Below are 12,730 nucleotides of genomic sequence, written 5' to 3'. Positions count from 1 at the left end.
ACATGAAGATTTGCGGACTGGTGTGTAAACTAACCTGTAAACTACGCTCTTCGAAGGAGCGAAATCAGCCATAAGTTATTGAAAAGATTTGGAGGCGAGTACCGGAATCGAACCGGTGTACACGGATTTGCAATCCGCTGCGTCACCACTCCGCCAACTCGCCATCCGTGGTGCTCTGAAGCGATGCTCCAGAGTGGGCGCATAAATGGTATGAATCTTGGGAAGGTGCAAGCCCCTTTTTGACGACATTTTGTGAAGCTGCGCATCGGTTACGTATCGGCTGGCATGTAGCTTCTGCGGGGCAGGGGCTTGATAAGGCGCGCAGAGTTGTCACATTTGGGGAAAAGACAAGCGCTTACCGTTGCTGAGAACGCGCGGTTGTGGCAAGAGAACGCAACACGAGTCTGAGCACATGAGAAATCGATGACCGACTATGCCACCCTCCGCACCACTATGGTTGACACGCAGATCCGCCCGTCAGACGTGACCAAGTTTACTGTCATTGAGGCGATGTTGAACGTGCCGCGCGAGGCCTTTGTGCCCAACAGCCAACGCGACGCGGCGTATGTGGACACCTGTGTCTCGCTGGAAAAGGGGCGCGTGGTTCTGGATGCGCGCACTCTGGCCAAGATGCTGGATGCGCTGGATATTCAAAATGATGAGCTGGTGCTCGATGTTGGCGCCGGCCTTGGCTATTCCTCAGCCGTCATTGCGCGCATGGCGGAAGCTGTGATTGCGGTGGAAGATGACGAAGCAAGAGCTTCTGAGGCGCAAGCCGCCCTGACCGAACAGGGCGCGGACAATGCCGTGGTGCATCAGGGCGCGTTGGTGGCTGGCGCTGCTGAACATGGTCCATATGATGTGATCCTGTTGCAGGGGGGCGTTGAGACGCTGCCAGACGGGCTTTTGGCGCAACTCAAAGAGGGTGGCCGAATTGCTGCTCTGTTTGTGGAAGGCGCTTTGGGGGTTGTGCGCATCGGCTATAAACTTGATGGTGACATCAACTGGACCTTTGCTTTTAACGCAGGGGCGCCCGTGATGCCTGGTTTTGAAAAAGACCGTGCATTTCAATTATAAGGCCGACAACAAGCAGGCCACGATACGCAGGAGGCAGCAGCCATGTTCCAGAAGGTACAAAATGCAGTCCGGCGCGGTGCGCTGGCATTGACCGTTTCAGTGGTGTCTATGAGCGCGGCGCAAGGCCAGACGCTCTCAGACGCTTTGGCAACCGCGTATGAGCACAGCGGTTTGCTCGAACAAAATCGGGCGCTGTTGCGCGCTGCTGACGAAGATGTTGCGATCACGCAAGCCTTATTGCGCCCGATCATCAACTGGTTTGGCAACGTCAACTACGACTATGGCCGGAACGGTGCGGGGTCGGTAACCTCCTCCGTTGGTTGGACGCCTTATGCCAATATTGGTGTTTCGGCGGATCTCCTGCTGTTTGACAACGGCAACTCCAAGCTGGCGGTTGAGGCTGCAAAGGAATCCGTTTTGGCAACCCGCCAGGCGCTGGTGTCTGTGGAGCAATCAGTGCTGTTTAACGCCGTGCAGGCGTTTATGGATGTTGTGGCCGACGATGAGCTGGTCAAGCTGCGTCAAAACAACCTGCGTCTGCTTGAGCGAGAATTGCAGGCGGCACAGGATCGGTTTGAAGTGGGCGAAGTGACCCGGACCGACGTGGCTCTGGCCGAAGCCCGACTGGCTGGTGCCCGGGCGCAATTGGCTGCGGCACGTGGCGATTTGGACGCCAGTAAAGAATTTTATGCAGCGGCCGTTGGCGAACGTCCGGGCAATCTTGTGACGCCACGCAGCCTGCCAAAAGCGGCCGGCTCGCTGGATCAGGCGAAAACCGTCGCAGTACGGTCACACCCGCAGATGTTGCAGGCGCAGTACCAGATTTCGGCGTCTGAAATCAATGTGGAGCGGGCGCGGGCGGCGATGGGGCCAACGGTGACCCTGAAGACCAACATCGGTGCGCGGCGCGATTTTGATTCCTCGGCCTTCTCTGACTCCGCCCGTGTGGGTGTCGAGCTGGGCGGGCCAATCTACCAAGGTGGCCGCCTGTCAGCGCTGCTGCGTCAGTCGATGGCACGTCGGGATGCGGAACGCGCGAACTTGCATGTGGTGCGCCACAACATTCGCCAGAACGCCGGTACAGCCTGGGCGCGTTTGATAGCGGCCGGTGCACAAATTCAAGCCAGCGCGCGGCAAGTGGAGGCATCGCGGATTGCCTTTGAGGGTGTGCGTGAAGAAGCCAAATTGGGCGCGCGGACCACATTGGATGTTCTGACCGCTGAGCAAGATTTGCTGGACGCGGAAGCCGATCGCATTGATGCGCAGGCGGTGCAGATTGTGGCGGCTTACGCTGTTCTTTCGTCCATGGGGTTGTTGACGGTGGATCACCTCAACCTGCGGGTGGAGCGGTACGATCCGGAAGCCTATTTTAACATGGTGAAAAACGCCCCGGCGCTGCGGTCCGAACAAGGTAAAAAATTAGACCGTGTGCTTAAAGCAATTGGGAAAGAATAACATTTTTCCTATCTGTTGTGTGGCTTAGCGGCAGAGGCTACACTCTTGTTGAGGTAAGAGTGGTGAATTTCTATGTCCGATCCAGTGACCAACACGGAAATCGAAGATGTTTTGACGTCCATTCGGCGGCTTGTGTCGGAGAATCGGCCATTGCCGGATGCGGAAAAAGACGAGGCACCGGCACGTCCGGTCGCCTTTGATACGTCTTCGGCTCACAACGCAATTGAGGAAGAAGAATCTCCTGTGTCGGAGGCGCCGTTGGCCTTGGTGCTGACTCCTGCGCTGCGGGTTGGGGATGCGCCTGAAGCTGAGGCTGATGAAGGCGCGTTGGAGTTGCCGGAAGCCAGCGACGAGACCGGTGCTTTGGACGGTGTCGAGAATGATCCGATTGACACTGTCGAGATTTCCGAGGAGCAGGTTGAGCCTGAAGCCATGGATGTTTCTGAAGTGGATCAAGACGAAGTTTCTTTTGAAGCTAAAGGGGATACGCCAGACGTTATTGAAGCCGCGCAGGATGATGTGATGGTGGAGGTGGCCTCTGAGGATGACGCGACTGCGTCTGAAGATGAGGCGCCTTTGGCTTTTGAAGCGGTGAGCGTTTCCGCGCCGGAAGAGGCGATGGATGAAGAGCAGCCGTTTGATTTCAAGCAGGTGTTGGAAGCTCGGATCCATCAGTTTCGGGATGCAACCGCCACCGATGAGGTCACCTATGAGGCCGATGTGGATGCGACGCCCGATATGGCAGATGCGGTGATGGATGAGTTACGCACAATTATGCCAGATGAGATAGCAAACGCCGGTGAAGTCGTCGATGCGGAGGCGCTGTCTGATGCCATGGAAGACGCGGCGGAAATTGACGAAGCAATGCTGCGTGAAATGGTGGCCGACATTGTGCGCCAGGAGCTGCAGGGCGCGTTGGGGGAGCGGATCACCCGCAATGTGCGCAAGCTGGTAAGGCGCGAAATTCACCGCGCATTGGCAGCGCATGACCTCGGATAGGTTAACGCGGCCGCGCTCAAACAGAGTTTAAGACAACAAAAAACGCGCCCAATTGGGCGCGCTTTTTGTTAGGCAACTTGCAGACTAGACTTAGGCGGCTTCGGCCTGCGCAGCGGCATTGCGGCGCTCGCTCTCTTCGCGCGACAGCGCAACAGAGGTACGGACACCTTTGCCAACAAATTCCATCAGGCCTTCGACCACACGTTCATTGGGGTCAATCCCTGCGCAGGACAGCACTTCGCGACCGTCACGGGACCGCGCCCAACGGGCGATCTGTTCCGGACCGTTGCCGTATTTCTTGTCATCTGCAATGGCATCATCCAAGGCCGCGAGCACCACAGCTGCGAACAACTTGCGGGCACGGTTGCCTTGTTCATTGTTGTATGCCGCTGCATCAACGAAATCGGTCATCGAGTCGTCCTTGTGTTATTGCTCTTGTATTTCCGGCGTGGCGCTCCTTATGACGTATCCAAGCCGATTCGGATAGTCCGCAGATGCATAGCTTCTATGCGGAATTTGCATAGCATTCTGTGGATTTTTCCCGCGACAGGCTGTCTTGCCAGCTGCCGACTGGGCAGATATAGGAGGCTAAACTCTCCGATCAACCTTTTTTGCTTAGGTTTTCTTAATATGCCCAAGATCAACGGTAACGAAATTCGCCCCGGAAACGTGCTGGAGCACAATGGTGGTCTTTGGGCCGCGGTGAAAGTGGACCACGTAAAGCCCGGTAAAGGCGGCGCATTTGCGCAGGTCGAAATGAAAAATCTGCGCAATGGGTCCAAGCTCAACGAACGCTTCCGCTCCGCGGACAAAGTTGAGCGTGTGCGCCTGGAGCAGAAAGACCAGCAGTTCCTCTATGAGGACGATGGTATGTTGATCTTCATGGACACCGAGACCTATGAGCAGAACCAAATCTCTGCGGAATTGCTGGGCGACCGCCGTCCTTTCTTGCAGGATGGAATGACCATCGTGGCAGAATTTCACGAATCTGAAGCGCTGAACGCCAAGTTGCCACAGAAAGTGATCTGCAAAGTTGTTGAGACAGAGCCGGTGGTGAAAGGCCAAACAGCGGCCAACTCGTTCAAGCCGGCGATCCTGGACAATGGTGTAAAAGTCATGGTGCCACCGTTTGTGGGCCAGGATGAGAGCATCGTCGTGAACACCGAGACCATGGAATATTCCGAACGCGCATAAGTTGCGTCCGGACATATATCCCCGCGCAACCTGCCGGGGGCCAGATTGAAAAACCTCCGGTGAAACCACTGGAGGTTTTTTTTATGATCAGATTTTTGAGAGCGGACGAGGTTGAGAAGCTGTTGCCGCTGTCAGCGCAGGTGAACGCGTTACATGAACAGGCGCATCCAGAGCAATACCGCGGTGATGCCTCGCCGGAGGAGGTGATGGGGTTTTTCACGCAGAGGCTGGAAGAAGGCGCGCAGGTGTTTGTTGCCGAGACGCCTGATGGTGCGGTGACCGGATTCTTGCTGGCAGTGCCTGTGGTGCGGGGGGCGTCGCCGTTTCTGCATCCGGCCCGTCATGTGGAACTGGATCAAATATGTGTCGATGAGGTTTGCCGAGGGCAGGAAATTGGCAAGGCGTTGATCGCCGCTCTGGAGGCGTGGATGCACGAGAACGACTTCCATGAATGGAAGTCGATGGTGCATGGCTTCAACACCCATTCCCAAAACCTCATGCGTGGGCAGGGCGCGGAGGTACTGGGGCTGCGCTATCGCAAAGCTCTTGGCTGATCAGGTTGGGTAGCTGATTTTGGCGTCGCCGGCGGTCATGTCTGCGCTTGCGCGGTCATAGCGTAGGTATGCCAGAGCTTTGTCGCCAGCGCGGCTGAGCAAGGTGCCGACGGCTTTGTCGTTAGCCTGAATTGGCGTGCCAAAAGCCGCGTCACCGTCGATACCAACAAGGGCAAGGCCTTTGCGCAACTCGGTCTTGTGCTTCATGCGGGCGGTGACTTCTTGACCGACGTAACAGCCTTTTTTGAAATCAACGCCGTTGAGGCGCTCAAAACCCATTTCGAGAATGAAGCTGTTTTGGTCCAGTTCCAAACCCGCGTTGGGCACTTGGTTTGTGACGTAGAGCGCGGTCCAGTCAACAGAGTCGTCTATTTGTGTAGAGCCGCGATAAGCCCGCCAGCCAAGATTTGGCGTGCGTGGATCAGGGGCACCGTCCTCCGGCGCATCACCAAGACCACGGTGCACCTGTAGGTTGGTCTTCTCGATGGTGACGTCGGCGCGCAGTTTATACATGGTCAAGCGTTGCAGAAGGGCGGGGGCCTGTTCGGCGTCAGCATCCAATAGGACCGCATCGTCATCGCGCTTCAGAAAGAAGTCGGCGAGATATTTGCCTTGCGGTGTCAGGATGGCCGCGTAGAGCAACCCATCGGTAAGATGGGTCATGTCATTGGTGATGAGACCTTGCAAAAAGCTCTCTGTGTCATCGCCGGTGAGGCGAAAAATGCTGCGATCTGAGGTGGACATGTCGCTGCTCCTGTTCTTGCGCTTCTCTGTCATATAGAAGCAATGTCGCCGTGCAACAGGGCTGGAGTAAGAAATGCGTGCACCCGTGAGTGTCATCATCCCGACACTGAATGAAGAGGCCGGGTTGCCGACCTGTTTAGGCGCGTTGTTCGAAGGTGTCTCGGCGGGCGTGATCCGGGAGTTGATCGTCGCCGATGGTGGTTCCGAGGATGCCACGTTGCAGATTGCCGAGGAGGCTGGGGCTGAGGTTGTGCCTTGTGCGCCGTCTCGTGGTGGGCAGATGCGGGCAGGGGCTGCGAAAGCGCAGGGTGAGTGGCTGCTGTTTGTGCATGCCGATACGGTTTTGCCGGAAGGTTGGAATGCATCAGTTGAGGCACATTTGGCGCAGAACGAACGTGCCGGATACTTTGGCTTGTCGTTTGACAAAGGCCAGCTTGCTGGCATGTTTGTGGCGGGCTGGGCCAACCTGCGAAGTCGGTTTTTTGGATTGCCGTATGGCGATCAGGCGCTTTTGATTTCACGAGGTCTCTATGAGGATCTGGGTGGTTTCCCCAATATTCCGTTGATGGAGGACGTGGCGATGGCGCAGGCGCTTGGCCGCGCGCGGTTACAGCGGCTTCCCGGGCAGGTTACCACCAGTCCGCGCAAGTACCAGGCCCAGGGTTGGTTGCGCCGAGGTGGGCGCAACCTTTGGACGTTAGCCCGATATCTGTGCGGCGTGTCCCCGGATAAACTGGCGGCGGCGTACCGGCGCCAGTAAATGGCTTATTCGCGTCCGGCCAGACGACCAAACAGACGGGCGACCAGCGACCGCTTGGGTTGGGGAAGAGCGGCGTTGAGGCCTTCAGCCGGTTTCAAGGCCCGGGCTTCTGCAGTCTCACCTTTGGTTTTGAATTGCAGCTCGTAGAGGTCCGCGTAGATGCCGCCTTTCGCTAGCAGCTCTTCGTGGGTGCCTTCATCCACAACCTGTCCTTTGTCCATGACCAGGATTTTGTCGGCATCCCGCACCGTTGAGAGCCGGTGGGCAATCACCAAAGTTGTGCGCCCGGTGGACAGCTTGTCCAATGCCGCTTGCACAACGGTTTCAGACCGTGTGTCCAGTGCGGAGGTGGCTTCGTCCAGCAGCAGGATCGGGGTGTCACGCAACAGGGCGCGGGCAATCACGACGCGTTGTCGTTGACCACCAGACAAATTGGTGCCGCGCGGGCCGACTTGGGTGTCCAGACCATCCGCCAGTTTGGGCAGGAAATCCGAGACATGGGCGGCCTTGAGCACCTCCTGCAAGCGGTCTTCGCTGACATTGGATTGATCCAGCAGGATGTTTTCCCGGATCGTGTCATCAAAGAGCATGGCCTCTTGTGACACCACGGAAAACAATCCGCGCAAGTCGGGCAGACTCATGTCGAGATTGCTCACATCGTTGATGAGGGTGGTGCCGGTTTGTGGATCCACCAAGCGGGTGAGGACGTTAAATATCGTTGATTTGCCTGCGCCAGATGCGCCTACAATCGCGGTTGTTTTGCCGGGCTCAGCCACAAAACTGGCGCCATCGAGCACCGTGACGTCGCCATAAGAGAGGTTGACCTTGTCCATCGTGATGCCCGGGATGCCCTGCGGCGCTGCAACAGAATTGGGGGGCGACTTGATGGTGGGTTCGGCCTCAATGAGTTCCTTGAGGCGTTCGATTGCAGCGGCGGCTACCTGCCAACGGCCAGAGAGGCCAGCGAGGCGGCGCAGCGGCTCGAACATCATGCCCAAAGAGGTAAAGAAGCTCATGAATTGGCCAATGGATTTCTCACCGGATACAATCTCGCCACCGCCGTAAATCAGCACACAGAAAAAGCCGAGACCGGCTGTAAAATCCACCATCGCCGCGATGGAGGATGTGCCTGCCGTTGCCCGCACCTCTGCGCGCACCAGTTTCCTTGTTAAGAAACCAAACTTGGTTGTTTGGTATTTTTCCAGAAGGTTAAGCTTGGTTGGAATGATGCCGTGAAACGTCTCGTCTAGCTGCGTGGCGATCTTTGCACCAAGATCGCGGGCTTCGCGGGCGCGGCGGCGGACGAAACGTTGTGCCACCAGAGAGGGGAGGATCAACAGAGGCGTGCCGACGCAAGCGACAATGGTCCAACGCCAATCTACGCTGAGCGCCACGCCCAACAAGGCAATCAGCGAAATAAAGTCGCGGCCTGCGCCGGTGATAAATGAACTCCACACGCCGTTGATCGCGCCAACATCGGATTGGGTGCGCTGAATCAGGTACCCAGGTGGGTGGGTTTGGTGGAAGGCATTGTCCTGCAGCATCATGCGGCCCAACAGGTCTATGCGCAGGTCTGCAGAGGTGCGTTGGGCGGCGGTGGTCATCATGACCTTATGGCCAATACTGGTGACGCCGCGGGTGAAAAAGATGCCCGCGAAAACCAAACCAACGGCCCAGAGCGCGGTTTCACTGCCGGCTGAGAAGGCGGTGTCAAACATCGGTTCCATCATCCAGGCGATGAGGCCAAGCGTGGAGCCTTCGATGGCCATAAGAACGGATGAGAAAATCAGCAGCCACTTGTGACGGTGGAGATACTTCCGCCAGAGCCAGGACAGCAAATAGCCATTGTCTTTGGTGGGTTGGACGTCTGTTTCAGTCACGATTGCAGCCTTTTCCGACCTTGTATTTGTAATTGACCTTTACAGGTCACGGAGCCGCAAAACCAGAGCCAAAACAGGGGGCTTCAGGGGGCGGCAGGCAATTGACGTTGCGCAAAAGCCAGCTAGGGTGCCCAGAAGATCAACGGAGGCGGCAAACATGAAACTCACTCAGGGGCAAACCTATCTGGCGATTCCGGGACCATCGGTGATGCCGGACGCGGTGTTGCGGGCGATGCATCGCGCGGCGCCAAACATCTATGAAGGTGAGTTGATTGACATGACACACGGGCTGTTGCCGGATCTGAAAAAGATCGCCGGCACTCAGCATGATGTGGCCATCTATATCGGCAATGGACACGCCGTTTGGGAAGCCTCGCTGGCCAATGTGGTTGCGGAAGGCGACCGCGTTTTGGTGCCTGCTACGGGGGCCTTTGGGCATGGCTGGCGCGAGGTTGCGACCGGATTGGGTGCTGAATGTCAGGTGCTTGATTTTGGGCGCCGTGCCCCTTTGGATCCTGTAAAAGTGTCGGAGGCTCTGGCGGCGGACAAAACGCACAGTATCAAAGCAGTTTTGGCTGTGCATGTGGATACCTCCACCTCGGTGCGCAATGACGTCGCCGCTTTGCGCGCGGAAATTGATGCAACCGGCCACCCTGCTTTGTTGATGGTGGATTGCATTGCGTCGCTTGGCTGTGACCGGTTTGAAATGGATGCCTGGGGTGTCGACGTGATGATCGCGGCCAGCCAAAAAGGGTTGATGGTACCGCCGGGCATGGCGTTTGTATTCTTCAATGACAAGGCCGCTGCGCGACGGGCCGAGATGCCCCGCGTGAGCCGCTATTGGGATTGGGTGCCTCGGGCCAACCCCGACGCGTACTATCAGTTGTTTTGTGGCACTGCGCCGACGCATCACCTTTATGGGCTGCGGGTTGCGCTGGATATGATCCTTGAGGAAGGTCTGGAACAGGTCTGGCAGCGCCATGAGGTTTTGGCAAAAGCGATTTGGGCGGCTTGTGACGCGTGGAGCGTTGGTGGCCCCTTGGAGTTGAACATTGCAGCGGCGGCGGAACGTAGCCGCGCGGTGACGTCTTTGCGGATTGGCAAAGAGCATGGCACACGGTTGCGGCGTTGGTGTCAGGATCAGGCTGGTGTGACGCTGGGCATTGGGTTGGGTATGGCCACAGAGGATGATCCGCACAGTGACGGTTTTTTTCGTTTTGGCCATATGGGGCATGTAAATGCGCAGATGATTATGGGATTGTTGGCAACCGTGCAGACAGGCTTGATTGCTCTGGACATTCCGCACGGTCCCGGTGCCATTGAGGCGGCGGCGCGGGTGATTGCAGACGTCTAAGCCTGGCTATTAAGATGGGAGCGCAGGCGGTCGATGCCTGCGTTCATAATCACGGCCAAGACGATCACCGCGGGAAATCCCCAAAGCAGAAACACCAGTACAAAAACCCAAAGCAGGTTCACAAACCCCATGATCATGCAGGTGGTGGTGAAATCTTCAACAGGTTGGACAGGGCGCGACATAACAGGCTCTCCATAGACGCAGGATAGCTCTGATTCGTGTCACAAGACGGAAAAAATTTCGTGAATGGCGCGCGAGTTCTGCGCCGTGCTCTAAGAAAGTTCCGCGAGAACCTCGCCAAGTGCTGTGTCCAGAAGGTTGATTTCATACTCTGGGGCGCAGCTGATGCGGATGCAGCGATTTTGCGGGGCTACAAAGGGCATGCGGGCAAAGATGCCCCGTGCCACCAAACCGTCGAGAACCGCTTTGGCGTAAGCTCCGTCTTTGCCGCAGTCGATGGCCACAAAGTTGGTGGCGGAGGGGAGCGCTTTGAGCCCGTGTTTGGCGGCCACCGCTGCAATGTACTGACGCGAGGCTTCGATCTTGGCGCAGGTTTCTGACAGCCACGATGCGTCTTCGAGCGCTGCCAGTGCGCCAGCTTGCGCGGCGCGGTTCATGCCAAAGTGATTGCGGATTTTCTCAAAGGCCCGGATGTTTTGCGTCTCGCCCATAGCGTAGCCCACGCGGGCACCGGCCATGCCGTAAGCTTTTGAAAAGGTGCGCATACGGATCACGCGAGGATCGGTGATGTCGATCTCAGGGGCTGTGCCGTCCGGTGCGAGTTCGACGTAGGCCTCATCCAGCAAAAGCAGACAGCCGTCCGGGATATTGTCCAGTTGGGCGACGATGTCTGCGCCCGAACACCAGCTGCCCATCGGGTTGTCTGGGTTGGCGAAGTAGACCAGTTTGGCGTCGACCTCCGCGGCTTTGTTCAAGAGCGCGGCCAGGTCTTCAGCGTCATCGCGGTAAGGCACTTTGTGCAGTGTGCCGCCAAAGCCCGCGACGTGGTAATTGAAGGTGGGGTAGGCACCTTCAGACGTGACCACTGCGTCCCCTTCTCCAATCAACAGGCGTACGAGGTAACCGAGCAAGCCGTCGATGCCTTCGCCCACAACCAGGTTTTCCGGCGCAATACCGTGATGTGCGGCCAAAGAGTGGCGCAGATCGTAGCTTTCGGGATCGCCGTACATCCAGATGTCACCCGCGACCTTTTGCATGGCTTCAATCGCTTTGGACGAGGGGCCAAAGATGTTTTCGTTGGCACCGATGCGGGCGGCAAAGGGGTGGCCCGTGGTGCGTTCTTGCGCTTCGGGGCCGACAAAAGGAACGGTGGCGGGCAGGCTTTCAGCCAGTTTGGTATAGCGAGGTCCGGTCATGCGCGGAAAGTGACGCAAGGACGGGGGCGGCACAAGAGGAAATGCCCTCACGTCAAGGTGGATTTTCAGCAGGTGCACGCAGAGTGTAGTGTCAACAAAACCCATCTGTGAGGAGGCTTCAATGGCCCGTGTATCGGTAGAGATCAAAGACCACATCGCCCACGTGCGGCTGACCCGCGGCGACAAGATGAACGCGCTGGATCAGGCGATGTTTGACGGTATCATCGCGGCTGGTGAGGGCCTGATGGACAATGACGATGTGCGGGTTGTGGTGCTGTCCGGTGAGGGAAAGTCATTTTGCGCCGGCCTCGACGTGATGAGCTTTGCCGCTTTGGCAGGGCAAGACCCGGTGGCGCGCATTATGCCGCGCACCCATGGTAATGCCAATGACGCGCAGCAGGTGGCCATGGTGTGGCGTAAGCTGAAGGTGCCGGTGATCGCGGCGTTGCAGGGCGTGGCTTTTGGCGGCGGCTGTCAACTGGCGCTGGGCGCGGACATTCGCTTTGCTGCGCCGGGCACCAAGATGGCGATCATGGAGATGAAATGGGGGCTAATCCCAGACATGGGCGGCATGACCCTGTTGCCGCATTTGGTGCGCTCGGATGTGTTGCGGCGTCTGACCTATACGGCGGCGCCGGTTGAGGCGGAGCAAGCTTTGGCCTGGGGGTTGATCACCGAGGTCGTGGAAGATCCACTCGCGGCGGCGATGTCGTTGGCGGAAGAGATTGCTGGTAAGAGCCCTTCGGCTGTGAAAGCGGCCAAGGCTCTGATTGGATACGCGGAAGAACACATGGATGATGTGGACGCGGTGCTGTTGGAAGAGAGCCGGGCGCAGGCGGAATTGATTGGCAAACCGCATCAGATGGAAGTGATCGCGGCGAACATCCAGAAGCGCAAGCCGGTGTTTAAGTAAGTTTGGCGTGGCGGGCAGCCGCCACACGCACGCACAAGTGGGGGCCAGCCCCCCACCCCCGGGATATTTTGGGCCAAATGAAGCGCGGGATTATTTGAGGAACTTGCGGTAGGCCTCGCGTTCGACGTTGTAGTCGAGTTCCAGCTTGGCAATTTGTGCCATCAGGCGCTTTTTCTCATCTGGATCCGTGGCTTGCTGCCAGTCAAGTTTGGCCGCCTCAAGCTGTTCTTTGAGTTTGAACTCACGTGGCAAAACGCCTGCGCGCGCCATGATGGAGTGGCCCACGGCGGTGGCCGGGTCTTCGACGTCGTGGCGTTTGGGGAGGGGTTTGCCTGCGCCGTCAAGGTCAGTTAGCTGGCCTTCGGCTTCGGCCTTTTTGATCTGACGTTCTATGAGGTTTCGAAAGGAGCGCATCATGCCCCCA

14 protein-coding genes and 1 tRNA gene are annotated in these 12,730 nt (G+C 57.6%); 8 read left to right on the top strand and 7 right to left on the bottom strand.

The features are described 5' to 3' along the window. Window positions 1-89: 89 nt before the first annotated feature. Window positions 90-163: transfer RNA gene (locus JXR15_RS00775), tRNA-Cys, on the bottom strand. A 260-nt stretch (window positions 164-423) separates the two neighbouring features. On the opposite strand from JXR15_RS00775, the gene JXR15_RS00770 reads away from it, so the two are divergent. The 3 genes from JXR15_RS00770 to JXR15_RS00760 all read left to right on the top strand — a co-directional run bounded on the left by JXR15_RS00770 (window position 424) and on the right by JXR15_RS00760 (window position 3,531). Next, entirely contained in the window at window positions 424-1,077 is a 654-nt protein-coding gene (locus JXR15_RS00770; RefSeq protein WP_422051364.1) for a protein-L-isoaspartate O-methyltransferase family protein, read from the top strand. A 42-nt stretch (window positions 1,078-1,119) separates the two neighbouring features. After that, window positions 1,120-2,532 carry a TolC family outer membrane protein gene (locus JXR15_RS00765; RefSeq protein ID WP_422051363.1) on the top strand — a complete coding sequence of 471 codons (1,413 nt, stop codon included), beginning with the start codon at window positions 1,120-1,122 and terminating at the stop codon, window positions 2,530-2,532. A 72-nt stretch (window positions 2,533-2,604) separates the two neighbouring features. Then, the gene (locus JXR15_RS00760; RefSeq protein WP_422051362.1) at window positions 2,605-3,531 is read left to right on the top strand and encodes a hypothetical protein; all 927 of its coding nucleotides are present in this window, start codon (window positions 2,605-2,607) and stop codon (window positions 3,529-3,531) included. Window positions 3,532-3,621: 90 nt separating this feature from the next. Here JXR15_RS00760 and JXR15_RS00755 read toward each other — a convergent pair whose 3' ends face one another. Further along, a complete protein-coding gene (locus JXR15_RS00755; RefSeq protein WP_209065235.1) occupies window positions 3,622-3,942 on the bottom strand; it encodes a DUF6280 family protein in 321 nt (106 codons plus the stop codon). Window positions 3,943-4,161: 219 nt separating this feature from the next. Between JXR15_RS00755 and efp the strand changes: the two genes are divergently transcribed. Both efp and JXR15_RS00745 read left to right on the top strand, forming a co-directional pair. Beyond that, window positions 4,162-4,725, top strand: a complete 564-nt coding sequence (gene efp / locus JXR15_RS00750; RefSeq protein ID WP_299424133.1) for an elongation factor P — start codon at window positions 4,162-4,164, stop codon at window positions 4,723-4,725. 83 nt (window positions 4,726-4,808) lie between these two features. Beyond that, entirely contained in the window at window positions 4,809-5,279 is a 471-nt protein-coding gene (locus tag JXR15_RS00745; protein WP_422051361.1) for a GNAT family N-acetyltransferase, read from the top strand. Here the strand turns inward: JXR15_RS00745 and JXR15_RS00740 are convergent, their stop codons facing one another. Continuing rightward, window positions 5,280-6,023 carry a YgfZ/GcvT domain-containing protein gene (locus JXR15_RS00740; protein ID WP_422051360.1) on the bottom strand — a complete coding sequence of 248 codons (744 nt, stop codon included), beginning with the start codon at window positions 6,021-6,023 and terminating at the stop codon, window positions 5,280-5,282. Window positions 6,024-6,096: 73 nt separating this feature from the next. Between JXR15_RS00740 and JXR15_RS00735 the strand changes: the two genes are divergently transcribed. After that, complete coding sequence (locus JXR15_RS00735; protein WP_422051359.1) at window positions 6,097-6,783, top strand: TIGR04283 family arsenosugar biosynthesis glycosyltransferase; 687 nt, start codon at window positions 6,097-6,099, stop codon at window positions 6,781-6,783. A gap of 5 nt (window positions 6,784-6,788) precedes the next feature. Here the strand turns inward: JXR15_RS00735 and JXR15_RS00730 are convergent, their stop codons facing one another. Further along, window positions 6,789-8,663: an ABC transporter ATP-binding protein gene (locus tag JXR15_RS00730; RefSeq protein ID WP_422051358.1), complete on the bottom strand. Its 1,875-nt coding sequence runs from the start codon at window positions 8,661-8,663 to the stop codon at window positions 6,789-6,791. 157 nt (window positions 8,664-8,820) lie between these two features. Here JXR15_RS00730 and JXR15_RS00725 point away from each other — a divergent pair, with 157 nt between their 5' ends. After that, window positions 8,821-10,017, top strand: a complete 1,197-nt coding sequence (locus tag JXR15_RS00725; RefSeq protein WP_422051357.1) for a pyridoxal-phosphate-dependent aminotransferase family protein — start codon at window positions 8,821-8,823, stop codon at window positions 10,015-10,017. On the opposite strand, the gene JXR15_RS00720 is transcribed toward JXR15_RS00725, so the two are convergent. Further along, window positions 10,014-10,199 (bottom strand): hypothetical protein, encoded by a 186-nt coding sequence (locus tag JXR15_RS00720; protein WP_422051356.1) that lies wholly within the window; start codon window positions 10,197-10,199, stop codon window positions 10,014-10,016. The genes JXR15_RS00725 and JXR15_RS00720 overlap by 4 nt on opposite strands. A 90-nt stretch (window positions 10,200-10,289) precedes the next feature. Then, the gene (locus JXR15_RS00715; protein ID WP_422051355.1) at window positions 10,290-11,393 is read right to left on the bottom strand and encodes a pyridoxal phosphate-dependent aminotransferase; all 1,104 of its coding nucleotides are present in this window, start codon (window positions 11,391-11,393) and stop codon (window positions 10,290-10,292) included. A gap of 121 nt (window positions 11,394-11,514) precedes the next feature. Here JXR15_RS00715 and JXR15_RS00710 point away from each other — a divergent pair, with 121 nt between their 5' ends. Continuing rightward, window positions 11,515-12,306, top strand: coding sequence for a crotonase/enoyl-CoA hydratase family protein (locus JXR15_RS00710; protein WP_422051354.1), 792 nt, complete (start codon window positions 11,515-11,517; stop codon window positions 12,304-12,306). A 90-nt stretch (window positions 12,307-12,396) separates the two neighbouring features. On the opposite strand, the gene JXR15_RS00705 is transcribed toward JXR15_RS00710, so the two are convergent. Continuing rightward, complete coding sequence (locus tag JXR15_RS00705; RefSeq protein WP_422051353.1) at window positions 12,397-12,720, bottom strand: DUF1992 domain-containing protein; 324 nt, start codon at window positions 12,718-12,720, stop codon at window positions 12,397-12,399. Between the last annotated feature and the right edge of the window lie 10 nt (window positions 12,721-12,730).

The sequence above is a fragment of the Shimia sp. genome, assembly GCF_049116215.1.
In the GTDB taxonomy this organism is placed as follows: domain Bacteria; phylum Pseudomonadota; class Alphaproteobacteria; order Rhodobacterales; family Rhodobacteraceae; genus Shimia.
This window is presented reverse-complemented; position numbering and strand designations above follow the sequence as displayed.